This is a genomic window from Altererythrobacter sp. H2 (assembly GCF_035319885.1).
GTDB lineage: Bacteria > Pseudomonadota > Alphaproteobacteria > Sphingomonadales > Sphingomonadaceae > 34-65-8.
The window spans coordinates 1,384,964-1,404,024 of record NZ_CP141285.1; the positions used below are offsets into that span (position 1 = coordinate 1,384,964).

General features: G+C 63.1%; 14 protein-coding genes, 1 tRNA gene, 1 other RNA gene and 2 pseudogenes. 14 read left to right on the top strand and 4 right to left on the bottom strand.

All coding sequences use genetic code 11. The annotated features are described in order from the left end of the window. Nucleotides 1-72: 72 nt before the first annotated feature. On the bottom strand, nt 73-1,296 hold the full coding sequence (locus tag U4960_RS07070; RefSeq protein ID WP_324262861.1) for an NADP-dependent isocitrate dehydrogenase: 1,224 nt from the start codon (nt 1,294-1,296) through the stop codon (nt 73-75). 133 nt (nt 1,297-1,429) lie between these two features. On the opposite strand from U4960_RS07070, the gene ffs reads away from it, so the two are divergent. The 7 genes from ffs to U4960_RS07105 all read left to right on the top strand — a co-directional run bounded on the left by ffs (nt 1,430) and on the right by U4960_RS07105 (nt 8,843). Beyond that, an RNA gene (ffs, locus tag U4960_RS07075) (signal recognition particle sRNA small type) lies at nt 1,430-1,524 on the top strand. A gap of 39 nt (nt 1,525-1,563) precedes the next feature. Continuing rightward, a complete protein-coding gene (locus U4960_RS07080) occupies nt 1,564-2,712 on the top strand; it encodes a hypothetical protein (RefSeq protein ID WP_324262862.1) in 1,149 nt (382 codons plus the stop codon). Nucleotides 2,713-2,771: 59 nt separating this feature from the next. Beyond that, entirely contained in the window at nt 2,772-4,637 is a 1,866-nt protein-coding gene (locus U4960_RS07085; RefSeq protein WP_324262863.1) for a DNA polymerase III subunit gamma/tau, read from the top strand. Between the two features lie 20 nt (nt 4,638-4,657). Continuing rightward, nucleotides 4,658-4,996 carry a YbaB/EbfC family nucleoid-associated protein gene (locus U4960_RS07090; RefSeq protein WP_324262864.1) on the top strand — a complete coding sequence of 113 codons (339 nt, stop codon included), beginning with the start codon at nt 4,658-4,660 and terminating at the stop codon, nt 4,994-4,996. A 52-nt stretch (nt 4,997-5,048) separates the two neighbouring features. Beyond that, a complete protein-coding gene (locus U4960_RS07095; RefSeq protein ID WP_324262865.1) occupies nt 5,049-5,843 on the top strand; it encodes a class II aldolase/adducin family protein in 795 nt (264 codons plus the stop codon). Between the two features lie 83 nt (nt 5,844-5,926). Then, a complete protein-coding gene (gene lon, locus U4960_RS07100; protein ID WP_324262866.1) occupies nt 5,927-8,320 on the top strand; it encodes an endopeptidase La in 2,394 nt (797 codons plus the stop codon). A 250-nt stretch (nt 8,321-8,570) separates the two neighbouring features. Beyond that, nucleotides 8,571-8,843, top strand: a complete 273-nt coding sequence (locus U4960_RS07105; protein ID WP_324262867.1) for an HU family DNA-binding protein — start codon at nt 8,571-8,573, stop codon at nt 8,841-8,843. A 98-nt stretch (nt 8,844-8,941) separates the two neighbouring features. Here U4960_RS07105 and U4960_RS07110 read toward each other — a convergent pair whose 3' ends face one another. After that, on the bottom strand, nt 8,942-9,799 hold the full coding sequence (locus U4960_RS07110) for a hypothetical protein (RefSeq protein WP_324262868.1): 858 nt from the start codon (nt 9,797-9,799) through the stop codon (nt 8,942-8,944). A 23-nt stretch (nt 9,800-9,822) separates the two neighbouring features. Beyond that, on the bottom strand, nt 9,823-10,614 hold the full coding sequence (rlmB, locus tag U4960_RS07115; protein WP_324262869.1) for a 23S rRNA (guanosine(2251)-2'-O)-methyltransferase RlmB: 792 nt from the start codon (nt 10,612-10,614) through the stop codon (nt 9,823-9,825). Nucleotides 10,615-10,752: 138 nt separating this feature from the next. Here rlmB and U4960_RS07120 point away from each other — a divergent pair. Further along, nucleotides 10,753-10,838, top strand: a tRNA-Tyr gene (locus tag U4960_RS07120). A 196-nt stretch (nt 10,839-11,034) separates the two neighbouring features. After that, nucleotides 11,035-11,574: pseudogene (locus U4960_RS16065) on the top strand (tyrosine-type recombinase/integrase); the annotation flags it as partial. Between the two features lie 88 nt (nt 11,575-11,662). Here U4960_RS16065 and traA read toward each other — a convergent pair. Further along, a pseudogene (gene traA / locus U4960_RS07130) lies at nt 11,663-13,666 on the bottom strand (Ti-type conjugative transfer relaxase TraA); the annotation flags it as partial. A gap of 173 nt (nt 13,667-13,839) precedes the next feature. On the opposite strand from traA, the gene U4960_RS07135 reads away from it, so the two are divergent. The 5 genes from U4960_RS07135 (at nt 13,840) to U4960_RS07155 (ending at nt 19,021) form a co-directional block, all read left to right on the top strand. Beyond that, the gene (locus tag U4960_RS07135; protein ID WP_011536519.1) at nt 13,840-14,145 is read left to right on the top strand and encodes a conjugal transfer protein TraD; all 306 of its coding nucleotides are present in this window, start codon (nt 13,840-13,842) and stop codon (nt 14,143-14,145) included. A gap of 22 nt (nt 14,146-14,167) precedes the next feature. Then, the gene (locus U4960_RS07140) at nt 14,168-14,395 is read left to right on the top strand and encodes a conjugal transfer protein TraD (RefSeq protein WP_041384259.1); all 228 of its coding nucleotides are present in this window, start codon (nt 14,168-14,170) and stop codon (nt 14,393-14,395) included. Nucleotides 14,396-14,703: 308 nt separating this feature from the next. Continuing rightward, nucleotides 14,704-15,969 carry a DUF3422 family protein gene (locus U4960_RS07145; RefSeq protein WP_062342853.1) on the top strand — a complete coding sequence of 422 codons (1,266 nt, stop codon included), beginning with the start codon at nt 14,704-14,706 and terminating at the stop codon, nt 15,967-15,969. A 149-nt stretch (nt 15,970-16,118) separates the two neighbouring features. Continuing rightward, nucleotides 16,119-17,567, top strand: coding sequence for a sigma-54 dependent transcriptional regulator (locus tag U4960_RS07150; protein WP_011536522.1), 1,449 nt, complete (start codon nt 16,119-16,121; stop codon nt 17,565-17,567). Nucleotides 17,568-18,058: 491 nt separating this feature from the next. Next, entirely contained in the window at nt 18,059-19,021 is a 963-nt protein-coding gene (locus U4960_RS07155) for a hydrogenase (protein ID WP_011536524.1), read from the top strand. Nucleotides 19,022-19,061 lie beyond the last annotated feature (40 nt).

The window sequence follows — 19,061 nt, forward strand, 5'->3', positions numbered from 1 at the left end:
ATACCCGCTTCAACGCAAAGCCCCCGGCAGATGGCTGCCGGGGGCTCTGGTATGCATCGCTGCAAAGGTCGGTCAGGCCTGGCTGGCCATTTCCTTTTCGAGGTTCTGCACGATTGCCTCGAAGAACTGTTCGGTGGTCATCCAGCTCTGTTCCGGGCCGATCAGCAGCGCGAGGTCCTTGGTCATGTGGCCGCGCTCGACCGTCTCGATGCAGACCCGCTCCAGCGTTTCGGCGAAGCGGACCACCTCGGGCGTCTCGTCGAACTTGCCGCGATACATCAGGCCGCGGGTCCAGGCGAAGATGCTGGCGATCGGGTTGGTGCTGGTTGCCTTGCCCTGCTGGTGCTGGCGATAGTGGCGGGTGACGGTGCCGTGCGCCGCTTCCGCCTCGATCGTCTTGCCGTCCGGGCTCATCAGGACCGAGGTCATCAGGCCGAGCGAGCCGAACCCTTGTGCGACGGTGTCCGACTGGACGTCGCCGTCGTAGTTCTTGCATGCCCACACGAACTTGCCGCTCCACTTGAGGGCGGAGGCGACCATGTCGTCAATCAGGCGGTGTTCGTAGACAATCCCGGCGGCCTTGAACTTCTCGGCAAAGCCTTCGCTGTCGAACACTTCCTGGAACAGATCCTTGAAGCGTCCGTCATAGGCCTTGAGGATGGTGTTCTTGGTCGAAAGGTACACCGGCCAGCCGAGGTTGAGGCCGTAGTTGAAGCTGGCGCGGGCAAAATCGCGGATCGAATCGTCCAGGTTGTACATCGCCATGGCGACGCCCGCGCTGGGGAAGTCGAACACGTCGAGGTCGATCTTGGTGCCGTCCTCGCCGTCGAACACCAGCCGCAGCTTGCCCGGGCCGGGAATCAGCGTGTCGGTGGCCTTGTACTGGTCACCGAAGGCATGGCGGCCGACGACAATGGGATCGGTCCAGCCCGGCACCAGCCGGGGCACGTTTTCGATCACGATCGGTTCGCGGAAGACCACGCCGCCCAGGATGTTGCGGATGGTCCCGTTGGGGCTCTTCCACATCTGCTTGAGGTTGAATTCCTCCACCCGCTGCTCGTCCGGGGTAATGGTCGCACACTTCACGCCCACGCCGTACTGCTTGATCGCATTGGCGGAATCGACGGTAATCTGGTCGTTCGTCTCGTCCCGCTTCTCGACCGAGAGGTCGTAGTACTTCAGGTCGATGTCGAGATAGGGCAGGATCAGCCGCTCGCGGATCCATTGCCAGATGATCCGCGTCATCTCGTCGCCGTCGAGTTCGACGACCGGGTTCTTGACCTTGATTTTCTGCATGGGTTCCCCGTTGCCTGCTGGAAATGGTTGGCGGCGCTTTAGCAGAGGAGGGCGGGCACGCAAGGGCACGCAAGGGAGGGCGCATTCGCCTTTCGCAGTCTTGCCAATCGGGACCGCCCGCGCCATATGCGCAGCGGGAGTCGGGTGGACGTTCGCGTCCGCCAACCTGGTCAGGTCCGGAAGGAAGCAGCCACAACGGATGGCAGCGGGTCGCCCGGCTCCTTTTTCTTGCAGCTTTCCGGGGGGAGGGCGCACGTGTTTGCCAGAATGCGCCCGTTGATCGGCCAGACCGGCGTCGTGCTGGTTATCCTCACCCTGCTTGCCGCAATCGGCGCACTGGGCGCAGCGACCATTGGCGCGTCGCTGGTGATGATCCCGATCATCGGCCTGATCGGCGTGCTGCTGCCGTTCCCGACCTTGTTGTTATACCTGCTCGCGATCCTGGCGCTCTATCTCTTGCTGCTGCCGGTTCTGCGCAAACTGCTGCGGAGCCCGCGCGGCTGGCACCAGCCTGCTCTGGCCGGGTTCGCCACGATTGCCGTTTTCAGCGCGAGCTACGCGGTTGCCGCGCAATGGAACGCGGCGGCGGGGGTGGCAGACCTTGCCCCGGAACCTCCGCTCGCGCCATTGGAGATCGCTCCGGGTGGAACCCTGGCCCTGATCGGCCAGGCACCGATATTCCCGGATCGCCCCTGCAACACCGCCTGCCTGACGCTGCTGCTGGAAGGCGGAGTGGAAACGCTGCTGATTGCGGAAGCGAAGGCGCGCCCGTATCCGGAACAGCCCGTTCCCGGATATGCGCTGCGCTTCAACGAGCAGGGGCGCGAATGCCTGCGCGGCAAGTCCTACTATACGATGATGGTGGGTGCCAGCGATGCCGAGCGTCGGCGGGAATTTCGAAACGGTTTTGGCGGCAACCTTGAATACGAGCTGATCGAATGTCTGGTTATCGAGGAGGTCATGATTGACCCGCTCGCGCAGCCCACGGTCGTGAACTGGGAGCAGCCGGATTATGTCGAGCCCGCCAGTGACCGGCCCGGAATGCTGGATTCCTCGCAGGTGCAGGCGGTGATTGCCGTGGGTGCCGACGGAAAGCCGCAGGTCACGTCGCGCCAGGGCAAGGACGGCAATCGCTATCTCGCGCCGCTGGCGATCTGGCCCTATGCCGGCAATGCCAGCGTGGGCGGGCGGTTCGAGCCGAGCCTGTGGCTGGAGCGGTTTCGCACCATCCCCTATACCGAGAGTCGGGGCGGCGGCTGGTGGCCCCTGATCGCAGGCAGCGAGGCGATGATCGACCGCACGGTGGCCTGGCTCGAGGAAGTGACCATCCGCGAAAACTACACCGAGTGGATGAAGCGGACGGGGCGCGACAAGGCGCAGCCCCGGCCAGGCGAAACCCCCGGTCCGGCGCAATAGCGGCGGACAACCGGCGCAAGTGTTCGACAGCGGGGCTTCGCGCTCCTAGATTGCGCTGCATGGGTGATTCACCGGACAGCGATACCCCGCCCTGGCTTGAGGGCGCAGGGGAAGAGACGCCGAAGCCGACAGCCGCAGAGCTGGAGGCGGCGGGGCAGAGCGCCCTGTTCGGCGATCCGGCTCCTGCACCGCAGCCTGCTGCTGCGGCGGTACCGGCCACTGCGCCGGCCCCCACGCCGGCCCCCGCATCGGCTCCTGCGTCGCAACCCTATCGCGTTCTCGCCCGCAAGTACCGCCCGCAGACCTTCAGCCAGCTGATCGGGCAGGATGCCATGGTCCAGACTCTGGCCAATGCCATCCGGCGGGACCGGCTGGCCCACGCTTTCCTGATGACCGGTGTGCGCGGGGTCGGCAAGACCAGCACCGCGCGCCTGATAGCCAAGGCCCTGAACTGCATCGGTCCGGACGGGCAGGGCGGGCCGACAATCGATCCCTGCGGCCAGTGCGAGCCGTGCGTGGCGATTGCCGAAGGGCGCCATATCGATGTGATCGAGATGGATGCCGCCAGCCACACGGGTGTGGATGATGTGCGCGAAATCATCGAGGCCGTGCGCTATGCAGCGGTGAGCGCGCGCTACAAGATCTACATCATCGACGAAGTTCACATGCTCAGCCGCAATGCGTTCAATGCCTTGCTCAAGACACTTGAGGAACCGCCGCCGCACGTGAAGTTCCTGTTTGCGACCACCGAGGTCGACAAGCTGCCGGTCACCGTGCTCAGCCGGACCCAGCGCTTCGACCTGCGCCGCATTCCTGCCGCACTGCTCCAGAGCCACTTTGCCTGGGTCTGCTCCGAGGAAGGCGTTGCGGCCGAAGACGAGGCGCTGGCGATGATCGCCGCCGCAGCCGAGGGTTCTGTGCGCGACGGGCTCTCGATCCTCGACCAGGCCATTGCCCATGCCGACCTGGATGGCGGGAGCAACGATGGCGATGGCCCGGAAGGCACCGGAAAGGTAAGCGCGGCCAAAGTGCGCGACATGCTCGGGCTGGCTGACAAGGGCGCACAGCGCCGCCTGCTGGCACATGTGCTTGATGGCGAGGCACCTGCGCTGATCGCCGCACTGGACGAACAGTATGCGCTCGGGGTCGAGCCGCTGGCGCTGATGCGCGGGCTGATGGACCTGATCCACCGCATCACCCTGGCCCGGGTCTCCGGGGCCGAGGGGCAAGGCGCGACTTCCGAGGAACGCGCTGAACTGACCGCCTGGGCGGAGCGATTGTCAGCCGGGCAGCTCCACCGGCTCTGGCAGCTGATGCTCAAGGGCTATGACGAGGTCCGCTCTGCCCCCGATCCGCTGGTTTCGGCCCGGATGGCATTGTTGCGGATCCTCCACGCAGCCGACCTGCCGGACCCGGGCACACTGGCGCGGCGGCTGGAAGAAATCGCTGCGAGCGGCGTGGCAAGCCAGTCGGCTGCACCGGTGGGCGACAGTGGGGGCGCGTCTGCCCGGTCGGAAGCCGGCCAGCGGGCCAACGGCGGTTCGATCGAATGGACCCAGCTGGTCGACCTGGTCGAGCAGGGCGGCAACCATCTCGCCGCCAGCCTGATGCGGATGCAGGTCCGCGTGGTCCAGCTGGGGCAGGGTCTGCTGCGTTTTTCCCGCGCGCCCCACTTCCGCGAGGATATTGCGCCGCAGCTGCGCGATGCGCTCTATTCGGCCACGGGGATGCGCTGGCAGGTGGAGGAATGCCAGACTGATGGTGTCCCTTCGTTGCTGGAGGCGGAACAGATGGCCCGCGAAGCCGCTGATGCGACAATGCGCCAGCATCCGCTGGTGCAGGCGGCGCTTGAGGCTTTCCCCGACGCCGAGTTCGTCACTGACCCTGTTTCCCCCGCTTCGGGCCGCACGGCCTGGGGCCGCTAAACCGCTGAGGATACCCCGCGATGCAATCGATGGAAGAGATGATCAAGGCCGCGCAGAAGGCCGCCGAGACGATCCAGAGCCAGATGAACGAAATGCAGGCCAAGCTCGACGCGCTCGAGGTCGAAGGGCAGTCGGGCGGCGGACTGGTCAAGGTCCGCGCCACGGCCAAGGGCCGCATCCTGGGCGTGACGATCGACGACAGCCTGATGAAGCCGGAAGAAAAGCAGATGGTCGAAGACCTCGTCACTGCTGCGTTCAACGATGCGCGCGACAAGGCAGACCGGGTTTCCGAACAGGAAATGAAGGCGATGCAGGGCGGCCTGGCGCTGCCGCCGGGGTTCAACCTGCCGGGTATGTAAAGCCCGGCAAACCGTGCTATCGGTGGCGCAAAGAAACTGAAGGAGAGGCGCAATGGCCACGGTGATGAACGACAACGGGATCGGCAGCGACGATCATGTCCGCGCAAGTGTGAGCGAGGAAGAGTGGCAGGTCCGTGTCGACCTGGCCGCTGCCTATCGCCTGGTGGCGCATTATGGCTGGGACGACCTGATCTTCACCCACCTGTCCGCGCGTGTGCCAGGGCCGGAACATCACTTCCTGATCAATCCCTACGACATGATGTTCGAGGAAATCACCGCCTCCTCGCTGGTCAAGATCGATGTCGAGGGGATGCCGGTGATCCCCACCAGCCACCCGGTCAACCCGGCCGGCTTCACCATCCATTCTGCGCTGCACATGAATTGCGAGGATGCTCACGCGGTGATGCACCTGCATACACCCGCCGGGCAGGCGGTCAGCGCGATGGAATTCGGCCTGCTGCCGCACACCCAGACTGCGATGATCGCGGGGTCAGACATTGCCTATCACGATTATGAAGGCATCGCGACCGACCTTGAGGAGCGGGACCGGCTGGTCGAGGACATGGGCGAGCGGCACGTGATGATCCTGCGCAACCACGGCACGCTGGCGATCGGCAAGACCGTGGGCGAATGCTTCCTGCGGCTCTATTTCCTGGAGCGCGCCTGCGATGCGCAGGTCAAGATGCTCTCGGCCGGGCTGGAGAGCCTCAACAATCCGCCCCAGGGCACCCCGGAAAAGGTCAAGGCGCAGACGCCCGCTGCAGGCATCGGTATGCTGGCCAACGGTCTCGCCTGGCCGGCGCTCCTGCGCAAGCTTGACCGGATGGATCCCAGCTTCCGCACCTGAGCGGGGAGGCGCGCTGTGTTCTGTGCACAGCTTAGCGGGCGCAGGACGTTGCAGGGGCGGGCGGGGGTTCCCATATCCCCGCCATGACCCAGACCCTACCCCTGCTTCCCCTGCGCGATATCGTCGTTTTCCCCGGCATGGTGGTGCCCCTGTTCGTCGGCCGCGAGAAATCGGTCGCCGCGCTGGAAGCCGCGATGGAAGGGGACAAGGAGATCGTCCTCCTCGCCCAGCTTGACCCCGGCTGCGACGATCCGGAGCAGGATGACCTTTACGACATCGGCGTGGTGGCGCAGGTGCTGCAGCTGCTCAAGCTGCCTGACGGCACCGTGCGGGTGCTGGTCGAAGGCACCTCGCGGGTGCGCCTGACCAGCCTTGAAGAAGCGGGCGAAATGGTCATGGCGACCGTCAGCCCGATCGAGCCGCAGACGGCGGGCGGCAACGAAGTGACCGCGATGATGCGCCAGCTGGTGGTTCAGTTCGGCGAATATGCCAAGCTCAACAAGAAGCTGGGCGACGAGGCGGGCGAGAACCTGGGCGAGATCGACGATGCCGGCGTGCTGGCCGATACGGTGGCGGCCGCGCTGCAGCTCAAGGTGGCGGACAAGCAGGCCCTGCTGACCGAGGCGGACCCGCTGAAGCGGATGGAAATGGCGCTCGGCTTCATGGAAGGCGAGCTGTCCGTGCTCCAGGTCGAACGCAAGATCCGCGGCCGCGTGAAGCGGCAGATGGAAAAGACCCAGCGCGAATATTATCTCAACGAGCAGCTGAAGGCGATCCAGAGCGAGCTGGGCGGCAGCGAGGATGGCGACGAAATGGCCGAACTGGCCGAGAAGATCGCCAAGACCAAGCTGAGCAAGGAAGCCCGCACCAAGGCCGAGAGCGAGCTGAAGAAGCTGCGCGGGATGCAGCCGATGAGCGCCGAGGCGACGGTGATCCGCAACTACCTCGACGTGCTGCTCGGCCTGCCCTGGGGCAAGAAGAGCAAGATCAAGAAGGACATCGCCCGCGCCCAGGCCGTGCTCGATGCCGATCACTTTGCGCTCGAAAAGGTCAAGGACCGGATCGTCGAGTACCTCGCGGTGCAGGCGCGCACCAACACGATCAAGGGGCCGATCCTGTGTCTGGTCGGCCCTCCGGGTGTGGGCAAGACCTCGCTCGGCAAGAGCATCGCCCGCGCCACGGGCCGCGAATTCATCCGCCAGAGCCTGGGCGGCGTGCGCGACGAGGCGGAAATCCGCGGCCACCGCCGCACCTACATCGGCTCGCTGCCGGGCAAGATCATCACCAACCTCAAGAAGGCAGGCACCAGCAACCCGCTGTTCCTGCTCGACGAGATCGACAAGCTGGGCCAGGATTTCCGCGGCGATCCGGCTTCGGCGCTGCTCGAAGTGCTCGATCCCGAACAGAACGCGAAGTTCCAGGATCACTACCTGGAGCTTGATTATGACCTGTCGGACGTGATGTTCGTCTGCACCGCCAACAGCCTCAACCTGCCGCAGGCGCTGCTGGACCGGATGGAGATCATCCGGCTGGAAGGGTATACCGAGGACGAGAAGGTCGAGATTGCCCAGCGGCACCTGCTGCCCAAGCTGGTCAAGGACCACGGCCTGAAGGACGGCGAGTTCGAGCTGACCGAACCGGCTCTGCGCGACCTGATCCGCTATTACACCCGCGAGGCGGGGGTGCGGACGCTGGAGCGCGAAATGGCCCGGCTGGCCCGCAAGAGCCTGCGCCGCATTCTCGAAGGCAAGGATACAGCGGTCACGGTAACCCCCGAAAACCTCGGCGACTTCGCCGGGGTGCGCAAGTTCAAGCACGATATGGGCGAGGAAGAGCCGCAGGTGGGCGCCGTGACGGGCCTGGCCTGGACCTCGGTCGGCGGCGTGCTGCTGACGATCGAAAGCGTCACCACGCCCGGCAAGGGCGAGGTCAAGACCACCGGAAAGCTCGGCGACGTGATGAACGAAAGCGTGGCGGCGGCGTTCAGCTTCGTCAAGGCGCGGGCACCGGCCTATGGCATCAAGCCGACCCTGTTCCAGCGGCGCAATATCCACATCCACCTGCCCGAAGGCGCGGTGCCGAAAGATGGCCCGAGTGCGGGGATCGGCATGGTCACCTCGATCATCTCCGCCCTGACCGGGATTGCGGTCCGGCCGGACGTGGCGATGACAGGCGAAGTCACCCTGCGCGGCCGGGTGCTGGCCATCGGCGGCCTGAAGGAAAAGCTGCTGGCGGCGCTGCGCGGCGGAATCACGACCGTCCTCATCCCTGAGGAGAACGTCAAGGATCTGGTCGAAATCCCGGCCAACGTGAAGGAAGGGCTGGAGATCATCCCGGTCTCGCACGTCGACCAGGTGCTGGCCCATGCCCTGACCGAGATGCCGCAGGCGATCGAGTGGACCGAGGCCGACGATCTGGCCAGCCAGCCGGTGCCGCCGGTCCAGCCGGGGGCTGGCACTGTGCCGACGGCGCACTGACCGCCCGGCATCAGGGCAGGTCCGGAAGAGCACTAATCACGGCGGCAGCGCACTTGGTCGCTTGACATGCTGTCGGCGGATTTGCGCCGGAGCCTGGTGTCAAATCGCCCTTTGCCGTGAAAATGCGACCGATTGAACGTGATTGGTCCCATTTCGCTTTGACACCAGGGGCCCAAATGCGTTCTAGTCTGCCCCCTTCGCGGTGACGATTCATCGTCGACCGGTCATCGTTGCACGAGGGGGTTCCATAATGAACAAGAACGAGCTGATCAGCGCAGTCGCCGAGTCCAGCGGGCTGTCCAAGAGCGACGCGTCAAGCGCCGTCGAGGCGGTTTTCGATACCATTACCCGTGTGCTGGCCAAGGGTGACGAAGTGCGTCTGGTCGGCTTCGGCACCTTTGCTGTTGCCAAGCGCAGGGCGTCGATGGGCCGTAATCCGCGCACCGGTGAACCGATGCCGATCAAGGCCAGCAGCCAGCCCAAGTTCAAGTCCGGCAAGGGCCTGAAGGACGCGGTCAACTGATCGCTCCGGCCGTCGGCCATCACAGAGCCTGAAAAAGCGCCGTCCCGGATAAAACCGGAACGGCGCTTTTTCATTGTCGCGTCCTCAATTCAGGCAGTTCAGTTCAGGCGGATCAGCGCAGTCGGGGCCGATGGGGTCATGCGGTTGATGGCCCAGGTGAGCCGCTTGCCGCGCGGATCGGCCGAAGGTCCTTCGTCGGTGTTGTTGGCCAGGATCTCGCCATCGGTGACGATGGTGAAGGTGCCGTCCGGCGCGGGCATGCCGGGCGGCAGCTCGTTCCGTCCGCCGCCTTCGTTGACGCCGGTCATCATCGCCTGCATCGGATTGGCCGCGCCTTGCGCAGCAAACCCGGGCGCATCGATCCGCACGCTGCCGTCATCGCGGCGGGCGGTGTAGAGAAAGAAATTTCCGATCGGCAGCCGTTCGAAGGTCGGGAACACGAAATCATAGTCCATCGTTCCCGCAACGCGGAAGCTGACCTCGAACAGCCCGTCGCCCTTGTGCACGACGCGGTCGAATCCTGCCTGCCGCTCGATCCGGCGGGCCAGCTCTTCGCCGAAAGCCGGATCGCTCGGGTCGATTCCGCCGAACATCTGCTTCATCTGCTCCGCTTCCCGCGCTTCGTTCTGCGCCCGCCCTGCTCGGGACTGCTCGAAGTCGGCGCGTTGCTGCGCCAGTTCCTCGGCGGAGCATTCCTTTTCCTCAAAGGTCTCGTCGTCATAGCAAGTGCTGGCGGTGAACTCGCCCTGCTCCGCGGAAGAGCCCATCTTCATCAGCTTGCTCATCGACATCAGATGGATTTCACCTTCGTAGGTATAGGCGAATGTCCCTTCGCGCAGCAGCGTGAGCTCGGACACGAACTTGCCGGGCACCAGCATGCAGCCCGTCAGCAGCATCGCCATGCCGCCGGCAAGGACGCCGCGCAGCAGGGATTTCAGGTTCCGCTCTCTGATCATCGTATTCCCCCCTCTGGCTTCGTTCAGGTCCGTGTGGCGACGGCGTAGAGCGCGACGGCAGCAGCATTGGAAACGTTGAGGCTCTCCATCGCTGCGCTGATCGGCAGCCGGGCGAGGGCATCGCAATGACCGGCAATATTGTGCCGCATCCCGTCGCCTTCCGCGCCAAGCACGAGCGCCACGGGGCCTGTCGGGAGCGCCTCTGCCAGGGTCGCCTCGGCCTCGCCGGCCAAGCCGATCCGCCAGTATCCGGCCTCGGCGATTTCTTCGAGCGCGCGGGCCAGATTTACCACCCGCACCCACGGCACGATTTCCAGCGCGCCGGATGCAGACTTGGCGATCACGCCGGATTCGGGCGGGGCATGACGGTCCTGCGTGATGATGGCAGCGGCATTGAAGGCAGCGGCCGAGCGCAGGATCGCACCGACATTGTGCGGGTCGGTGACCTGATCCAGCACCACCAGCGGGCGCGCCGGGTCATCTCCCATCACCTCGTCAAGAAACACGTCCTCCAGCGCCGCGCATTCCAGCACCAGCCCCTGGTGCGGCGCATCGCGGGCGACCAGCCGGGCCAGGTCAGCCACGTCGGCATATTCGACGGGGAAGCCCTCCGGCAGCTCGCCATCGAGCGAGTCTATGCCTTCGCGGGTGGCCCACAGCTTGCGATGGCTCCGCGCAGGGTTCTTGAGCGCCGCCTCGACTGCGTGGCGGCCCCACAGGCGCACCTGGCCGGTGCTGGCCCGCCCGCTGCCGCGGCCGCCCTGCATCCGTCCCGCGCGGCCGCGCATGGCCCGTTTGCGCTCACCCTTGCTCATTCATGCTCCTGCCGGTTGCCTTGCTGCGGGCCATGCCAGTGGCCCCATTGACACGCAAGCGCCGCTTCGCCAAAGGGGCGCCTCTCGGCATAGGGGCCGCTTCCGGCGGCCTCGAATTACCCAGCTGACGTGGCGTGTGGACAGGTGGCCGAGTGGTTAAAGGCAGCAGACTGTAAATCTGCCCGCGCAAGCGTACGCTGGTTCGAATCCAGCCCTGTCCACCACCGCCCGTTCTCGGAACATCCCCGAAAAGCCCTAGAAATCTCAGAAAACCAAGGGTATTCTGCCTTTCGATGGCCGCCCCTGTTCGCTGCTATTTGTCTACAACCGACAGTGAGTGTGGGGAAGGTGTGGGGAAGGAGGTGGGCTTCCCCACACTGCGGCTCTCTTAATTGACCTCCAGAAATGTGGGGAACGAGAATGGGCAAACTTACGGCGGTGGCGGTCAAGGCCGCTTTGGCGAATCCGGGCACCTATCAGGACGGTGACGGACTTTTCCTGAAAGTTGGAAAAACTGGTGCGGCTTCCTGGCTTTTGCGACTCCAGCGCGATGGCAAACGACAGGATATTGGTCTGGGTAGTGCGAAGCTGGTGACGCTGGCGGAAGCGCGTGCGAAGGCTGCTGAACTCCGCAAGGCTGTAAAGGTCGAGAAACGCGACGTACTGACGGAGCGGAAGGACGAGGAAGCCGCCAAGGTCACTTTCCGCGAAGCCGCTACCCAATATCATTCCGAGAACGAAGCTGGCTGGAAAAGCGATGTCTATGGTCGGCAATGGCTGGCCAGTCTGGAAAACTACGCCTTCCCGAAGCTTGGCGACATGACGACTGGTGGAATCACTGCCGCCGATATCATCTCGGTCCTCACGCCGATCTGGCAGGAAATCCCCGAAACAGCCCGCCAGGTTCGGAATCGGATTTGCGCGGTGCTAGATTACTCCCATGCAAAGGGTTGGCGCTCTTCCGAAGCTCCATCAGGCAATAGCAGCCTCAAGGCAGGGCGAGGGCTGCCGCGACAGATCAAGAAACCGGCAAACCGCAAGGCGATGCCATGCCTTGCGCCTTGTGGATCGTGGCGGCGTAGCCATGATCGATGTGGGCGTAGTACTTGGTGTCGAAGGCAACTTCCCGCCCATCGTCCGTGCGCACGGCCATGCGCTGCGGGCTGGACATCGCGACCGTGCCGAGCGTCCCGTTCTTCACCCCAAGTTCGCGTTCGTTGCGCAGGAAGATGATGCGGTCCCCCGATGCAAATTTCCGTTCGCCGCGTGCGGCCTTGATCGTGGCATCGGCACCTAGCGCGCCAGCCACGCGCATTTTCTCGCGCGCCATCTGGTTGAGCTCGCGGACCTCGTCATTGGTGTGGGTAAGGATGATCCGTCTTTCGTCTGGGCTGTCCTGCCGCTCGCGATCCCAACGCTCGACAAGCTCTGTCCGTGCGACCTCGCGGGTGTCGGTGGCATAGACCATGCCGCGCTCTTCGTAGGTGCGGATCGCTTCGCCCGTGCGGCCCGTGGCGAGCTGCCTGGTCGTATCCTGCTGCCATGCCGATAGCTGACGGCGAACCTCGCTGATCTCGACCCCGCCGTGGCGCTCGTGGATTGCCCGGAATGCTGCACCTGCCTCGATGGCCTGGAGCTGTTGCTGGTCACCGACTAGGACAAGTTTCGCACTGGACTTTGCGGCATGGGACAGCACGCGCTCCATCTGGCGCGTGCCGACCATACCCGCTTCGTCAATGACGAGCACATCCTTGGCAGTCAGCTGCTCGCACCCTTTGCCCCATTGATGCTCAAGGCTGGCGATGGTGCGCGATGCGATGCCGGAGCCGTTTTCCAGACCCTCGGCGGTAATGCCGGACAGGGCTGCGCCACGCACATTGTAGCCCGCGCTTTCCCATGCCTCGCGCGCCACGCCCAGCATCGCGCTTTTGCCGGTCCCGGCATAGCCAACGATCACGGCAAGGCCACCCTTCTTGGTGACATACTCGAAGGCGGATTTCTGCTCGCCTGACAGCACCAGACCGCGCTTCGCGGCGCTTGCAAACGCGGCGTTCCGCTGCACATCATTTACGGCGTGACCAGCGCGTTGCGCCATCGCGTCGGCAGCGCAATGCAGGCGCTGTTCGGTCTCGATCATCGCCCGCGAAGTGAAGCGGTCTTGCCCGCGTCCATCCTTGCCCAATGCGATCAGCTCGGGCGCCGCGCGCACGGCATTGTAGGCGGCGTCAAACTGCTCCTTCCCGTCGCTATGCCGGTGAACAAAGGCGGCAAGGTCGCGCCTGGTGAAGGTGGCTTGCTGGTGCGTGATCGCATCCAAGGCCAGCGAGGGATTGGCGATTATGCGTTCGCCATTGCGCTGGGCGATGGCGCGGTGTTCCTCAATCCGCTCGGCTTCCAGACCGCGTCCGCCAATGCGCGAGGCGGCGGGACCGATCTTGTCCTGCGGTTCCAGCGCAATGCCCTGCGCTTCCAGGCTGCGATGATCGATCCGCGTATCGATGTCGCGTTCCGCCAGCGCGCGGTTGACATGATCGGCCCAGCGCTCGCGCCACTGCTCGATCAGCGCGGTCTTGTTCCAGTCGCGGACTTTTGCGCCAAAGCCATCCTTGGTAACCTCGCGCATGGTCAGCATGACGTGGGCGTGCGGCTTGGCTTTGCCGTCCTCGCCAATATCCCAATGGACATTGAGATCGGCGATCATGCCTTTTTCGACGAATTCAGCCTTCACGAACTCGCGCGCCAGCCTGATGTTGTCTTTCTTCGACAGTTCGCGGGGCAGGGCGAACTCGACCTCGCGGGCAAGCTGCGCATCCTTGCGCTTCTCCGCAGCTTCGACCGCGTTCCACAAAGTGGCGCGGTCGGCGAGGGCTTCGGGTGCGCCTTTGGGCAGCATCACTTCGGAATGAAGAACGCCTGCCTTGTTGGTGAAATCGTGGGTTCTGTCGATCCGCTCATCGTGCAGTTGCTCGCCCGCACGATAGGCCGCAGCCGCCACGGCACTGCGTCCGCTCGACCTTCCGATGACCTTCGCGCTGAAATGAAAGATTGCCATGTCGGCAATCCAGTTACACCGCAAACGCCACGTCGGCACGACGTATAAGCGCGCCCTCTCATGATAAAATCCTGATCGGGACTAGGCGGTATCACACTGTCCCGGCGACCTTACTGCATTGAGATAGCTCACCGATTATCATGTCTCCATCACACCAACGATGGAGATATCCCATGCGCAAACCCCGCGATTTTGATTCGGAGCTCAAGGCCCTCGCCGACAAGGCCAAGCAGATGAAGGAACGCCGCGTGCGCGACCTCGGCGCGCTGGTCACGGCAACCGGAGCCGACGCACTCGATGCGGATGTGCTGGCGGGCGCGCTGCTCGAGGCTGTCGACAACAACGACAAGGCTATAAGCGAGGGCTGGCGCAAGCGCGGCGCGGCCTTCTTTCAGGGCAAGCAACGCAACACTGCGAGCGGACCTCGGCAGCAGCCGGAAGGCACTCTCCCGCTCGATGGCGGCGCGGCATCGGCTTGAGGCAGCAAAGGCACGAACCGACATGCGCGAATGGCAGGTCAAACGACGCGAACGAACCCGGCAACTGATCGAACTGGGCGGCTTGGTTGCCAAGGCCGATCTGGTAGAGCTGACCGATGATGATCGCGCCGCCCTCTACGGCGCATTCCTCACCGTCGCCGCCAAGCTGCGCGGGCCGGATGGTGCGCAGGCGCTGGTGCTGTTCCGGCGCAAGGGCAAGCGGGCGTTCGAGGCAGAGCAGTCTGACTGAGCGACAAAAGAAAGCGGCTCCGGTCCCTGTGAAATGGAGTTGATTGCTCGCGTCAGCTTTGCGCCCCACATCCAGCCATCGAAGGTTCAACGACGATCGCCTGAAAGCGGACATCGGATCAGTAGGCTCGATCTGGCAGCAACGTCGGACGGTCCGGAACGGCAGGTTTTGGGGAGTGAACGAGGGATAGCTGCCCTTCGTTGCGGCCATGTCCGATGGCAGCTAGCCGAGATCGATTTTACCGGCATTGCGGCTTCGCGCTTGTTTGAATAGGTCTGGCCCGGAATCCACTGGCAGGGAATGAGGCTATGCGAGAACATGAGGTGCGGCGGCAAGTTGTCAGCGAAATGCATTTGCGTCGCTGGCCGCTGTTGCAACTGCCGGTCGCAGTGTTCCAGTGGGTGCTTGAGGTTGGGCCTGGCGAGCGTGAGGCGGAGCGCTCAGTCTTGTCCGCTCTGTGCGGAAGCCAATCGGATGAAGAGAATCCGCGCCACCTGTCAGGTGCACTCTCCGGCGACGTCTCCTTTACATGGGAGCGACAGAGCGAAGGTTCGACGCTGACAGTGTTTTGTCCGGGACGCGCCATCGAAGTTTTGCTCGCCCCCGGACTGGACTCTTCGGTGGGCGAGGCCATTGACTGGGCGGAAACCCTGCCGGGCGCAATCATTCGCGCGACATCGATCTGGGTTGGTGGCGACGAAGCCGAAGTCGAAAGGGCATTGCCCGCGGTTGATTTCAACCGCAGCGAGCTTGTGTCGTGCGGCCTCTCCGGGGGAGTGCGTATCTGGTCGGATTTTCGCATTCACCCCGATGGCCGGGGGCGCCTTGTGGTGTCAGCCGGGGAAGTCGACCGGAGTGATCTCACCCGGCAACTGCAGCAATTGCAGGAGCTTGGGAATTACCGCAACAAGGCGCTCTTGGGGCTGCCGGTGGCGCAAGAGGCCTGGCCAAGGCTGGACGCGGCCGAACGCGAATTGGCCGCACTGGCCAAGGCCGTCACTTCCTCGGCGGCCTCTGACGATGATTTGCTGGCGCAATTGTCTGACCTCAGCCTGGAACTTTCGACCATTGCCACGTCAATCGACTATCGCATGAACGCTACCGCAGCCTATTCGCGTCTGGTGGAAGAGAGGCTCGCACAACTTGCTCCGGAACCGATCCGTGGGTTCGCTTCGCTCGTCGACTTCACTGAACGCCGCTTCCTGCCGGCAGCGCGCACCTGCGCCGCCTTGACTGAGCGCGAACGTCAGCTGACACGGCGTGCGCGCCAAATCTCCGAACTGCTGCGCGCCCGCATCGAGACGCGGATCGAGAACCAGAACGCGAAACTGCTTCGATCGATGGAGCGCAGCACGACGATGCAAGTGCGCTTGCAGCAGATCGTCGAGGGCCTCTCCGTAGTGGCCGTGAGTTATTATGCCATCGGCCTGCTAGGGTATGCCATAAAGGGTGCGTCCCATCACTTTGACTGGGTTGATCCGGAAGTTGCGATCGCTTTGCTGGTGCTGCCGGTCCTGGGATGCGTGTGGTTTGCGCTCCATTCGCTCAAAAAGCGGGTTCTGGGCGGCGATTAGCTGCATTCACGCGGAAATTGCGCACGCGACAACGCCTGTGACCAGCCCACAAGCTCATCTCATTGTTAAGTTGGCAGGCGAAATGCAAACTTTCCTTGCACATCGGGCGCGACTGGCGGTAGCAGTTGCGGTCCGCTGCATGTTGGGAGGTGCATTTGGCCGGGGAATTGACGATCCTTGTTGTTTCGCGCGACGATGCGCTGATCAGCGCGGCGCGAGCTGGGCTGAAGGAGCGGGCTGATTACCGGCTGGTCATAGCTGAGGACGGCAAGACCGCGCAGGAGCGGCTCAACGACATCGAAGTACACCTCTTGCTTTGCGATCTCGACACGGTGGACGATGCCCAGGACAACATACTGACACGCGCGCGCGTTTCACATCCGGGGGTTTGTCGAATTGCGGTCTCTTCGCAGAATCGCGACGATGCTGACAGCGAGGCAGTCCGTCGCTCTGCCGCCTATCTCTATCTGTTCAAGCCGCTAACACCTCATCAGATTGCGCTCATGGTAAAGCGCAGCCTGGAAATGAACGAACTTTCGCGACGGCATCGCCTTCTTTCGCGTGAACTGAAGATTTCGGTCGATGACCAGATCTTCGAGGAACGCGTGGATATGTCAGTCAAGGGCGGTTACTCGCAATTCGAGAAGCTCGTTTATGCCAGCGCCAAGATGGCTGATTTGATCGTTGAAGCGCGCAAGGCGGCAGTCACCGATCTGCCAGTCCTCATCGAGGGCGACACCGGGACGGGCAAGGAACTGCTGGCGCGAGCGATCCATTTCAACTCTACACGTGTCGATTCTCCGATCCATGTACAGAATTGCGGCGGTATGCTGGATTCCACGCTCCATTCCGAATTGTTCGGACATGTGCGGGGGGCTTACACCGGAGCCACCGCAGACCGGCTTGGGCTGTTCCGTGCCGCAGATGGCGGAACGGTGTTCCTTGACGAAATTTCAGATGTTTCGCCGAGTTTCCAGGTCAGCCTGCTGCGCTTCCTTCAGAATGGCGAGGTTAAACCGCTAGGGTCGGACAAGTTGTTGCATGCCAATGTCCGGATCATTGCGGCGTCGAACCGGCCGCTTCTGGAAATGGTCGAAAAAGGCGAATTTCGGCGTGACCTGTATTATCGTCTCAAGGGCTTTTCGCTGAGCATCCCGGCGCTGCGGGACAGGCGGGAGGATATTCCTGTTCTTACAGATTTCTTCATCGAGAAATATGCCGGAGTAGTCGGCCGCAGGGTAATTGGCATTACGCAGAGTGCGCTCGACAGGCTGCAGGCTCATCAATACCCAGGCAATGTCCGGGAACTGGAAAGCGAGATCAGGCGCGCGGTGGCGCTGGCTGAAAATGGTGGTTACATTACAGAGCGTAACCTCTCGGCCGTGTTTGATAATCTCGTTGTTGCCCCGGATGTCGGCCAGCAGGCGGAAATGGAAGGCGGCACACTCAAGGAGATGGTCGAGCGTCTGGAGCAACGGGTCGTGGTAGGTGCACTCACCCGTTTTCGCTGGAACCAGAGCAAGGCTGCCGACGCGCTGGGGCTATCCCGCGTGGGCCTGGCCAACAAGATCAAGCGCTACGGTCTGCATGATGGCTGACGGTGGTCTCATGCAGGAGCAGGAGCAGGAACGGGAGTGGCAGTGAAATGGCAGACCGGGACAATGTTGTTCGCTTGCGTTTTTCCCGCATGCCCTATCCGGGGCAAGAGGCGCCACAAGACCTCGGCTCGACAAAGCTGACGCGAACAGCGGGTGCAGGACTTTCTGGTGCGCATGGCCATTGGTGCGGGCGCTGCAAAGGCATCTGGTATTCGGCGTTCGGCGAAGTTGAATGCCCGGTCTGCGGCAACCGGCACGGCTAGCCTGAACGGTTGGCATACGCACCTCCTGCGGCTCCGACTGCAAAGAATGTTTCAAGGAGTGCGTGCAAAGTTTCTTTGCATTTTCTTCGCCGAAAATAAGGGCTTCGCCATACGATATTGAAAATGCTTTAGTATTTTTCTGGCACGAATCATGCTTAATGTCCTCCCATGGCCCGCAGGGGCATTTGGCCGGTCGGGCACTCCGCCGGGAAGTTGGGAGACTGAGAAATGGCGAATCTGTTGTGGCTTCAAGGCGGTGCGTGCTCTGGCAACACCATGTCCTTCCTTAATGCCGAGGAGCCCAGCGCATGCGATCTGGTGACGGATTTTGGCATCAATGTCCTTTGGCATCCCTCGCTTGGCCTCGAGCTGGGTGAGAATGTCAAAGTCATGATGGAAAAGTGCCTTTCCGGCGAAATTCCGCTCGACATTTTCGTGTTCGAAGGCAGCGTCATCAATGCGCCCAACGGTACGGGCGAATGGAATCGCTTCTGCGGTCGTCCGATGAAAGACTGGGTGGCAGATCTTTCTGCCAAGGCGCAATTTGTTGTGGCTATTGGCGATTGCGCCACCTGGGGCGGCATCCCGGCAACGGCTCCCAATCCGTCTGAAAGCGAAGGCTTGCAGTTCCTCAAGCGGGCCAAGGGTGGAGCGCTGGGCGAAGGCTTCACGTCTCAGGCTGGCCTTCCGGTCATCAATATTCCCGGCTGCCCCGCTCACCCTGACTGGGTAACGCAGATCCTTGTCGCCGTTGCCACGGGCCGCGCGGGCGACCTGACGCTGGACGAATTCCATCGGCCAAAGACCTTCTTCTCCAGCTTCACGCAGACGGGCTGCACCCGCAACATGCACTTCGCCTACAAGGTCTCGACCACGGCCTTCGGTCAGCGCAAGGGCTGCCTCTATTACGATCTGGGGTGCCGCGGCCCGATGACTCACAGCCCCTGCAACCGCATTCTGTGGAACCGCGTTTCGTCCAAGACCCGTGCTGGCATGCCCTGCCTTGGCTGTACGGAACCGGAATTCCCCTTCTTCGATCTCGCCCCAGGAACTGTCTTCAAGACCCAGACTGTGATGGGCGTGCCGAAGGATCTTCCGCTAGGGGTTGATCGTACCGGCTACGTCAAGCTCACAGCTGCCGCCAAGGGTGCGGCTCCGGCGTGGGCCGAAGAGGATATCTTCGTCGTCTGATTCATGAGGGTTCATGGCGCGCAGCGAAGCGCGCCGCACA

What these genes read in the sequence shown, in the direction of transcription:
- U4960_RS07145 (WP_062342853.1), top strand. Translation starts at nt 14,704, where the DNA reads ATGCGAGAACATGAGGTGCGGCGGCAAGTTGTCAGCGAAATGCATTTG.
- U4960_RS07110 (WP_324262868.1), bottom strand. Translation starts at nt 9,799, where the DNA reads ATGATCAGAGAGCGGAACCTGAAATCCCTGCTGCGCGGCGTCCTTGCC.
- U4960_RS07155 (WP_011536524.1), top strand. Translation starts at nt 18,059, where the DNA reads ATGGCGAATCTGTTGTGGCTTCAAGGCGGTGCGTGCTCTGGCAACACC.
- U4960_RS07095 (WP_324262865.1), top strand. Translation starts at nt 5,049, where the DNA reads ATGGCCACGGTGATGAACGACAACGGGATCGGCAGCGACGATCATGTC.
- U4960_RS07135 (WP_011536519.1), top strand. Translation starts at nt 13,840, where the DNA reads ATGCGCAAACCCCGCGATTTTGATTCGGAGCTCAAGGCCCTCGCCGAC.
- lon (WP_324262866.1), top strand. Translation starts at nt 5,927, where the DNA reads ATGACCCAGACCCTACCCCTGCTTCCCCTGCGCGATATCGTCGTTTTC.
- U4960_RS07090 (WP_324262864.1), top strand. Translation starts at nt 4,658, where the DNA reads ATGCAATCGATGGAAGAGATGATCAAGGCCGCGCAGAAGGCCGCCGAG.
- U4960_RS07140 (WP_041384259.1), top strand. Translation starts at nt 14,168, where the DNA reads ATGCGCGAATGGCAGGTCAAACGACGCGAACGAACCCGGCAACTGATC.
- U4960_RS07070 (WP_324262861.1), bottom strand. Translation starts at nt 1,296, where the DNA reads ATGCAGAAAATCAAGGTCAAGAACCCGGTCGTCGAACTCGACGGCGAC.
- U4960_RS07105 (WP_324262867.1), top strand. Translation starts at nt 8,571, where the DNA reads ATGAACAAGAACGAGCTGATCAGCGCAGTCGCCGAGTCCAGCGGGCTG.
- U4960_RS07085 (WP_324262863.1), top strand. Translation starts at nt 2,772, where the DNA reads ATGGGTGATTCACCGGACAGCGATACCCCGCCCTGGCTTGAGGGCGCA.
- U4960_RS07080 (WP_324262862.1), top strand. Translation starts at nt 1,564, where the DNA reads ATGCGCCCGTTGATCGGCCAGACCGGCGTCGTGCTGGTTATCCTCACC.
- rlmB (WP_324262869.1), bottom strand. Translation starts at nt 10,614, where the DNA reads ATGAGCAAGGGTGAGCGCAAACGGGCCATGCGCGGCCGCGCGGGACGG.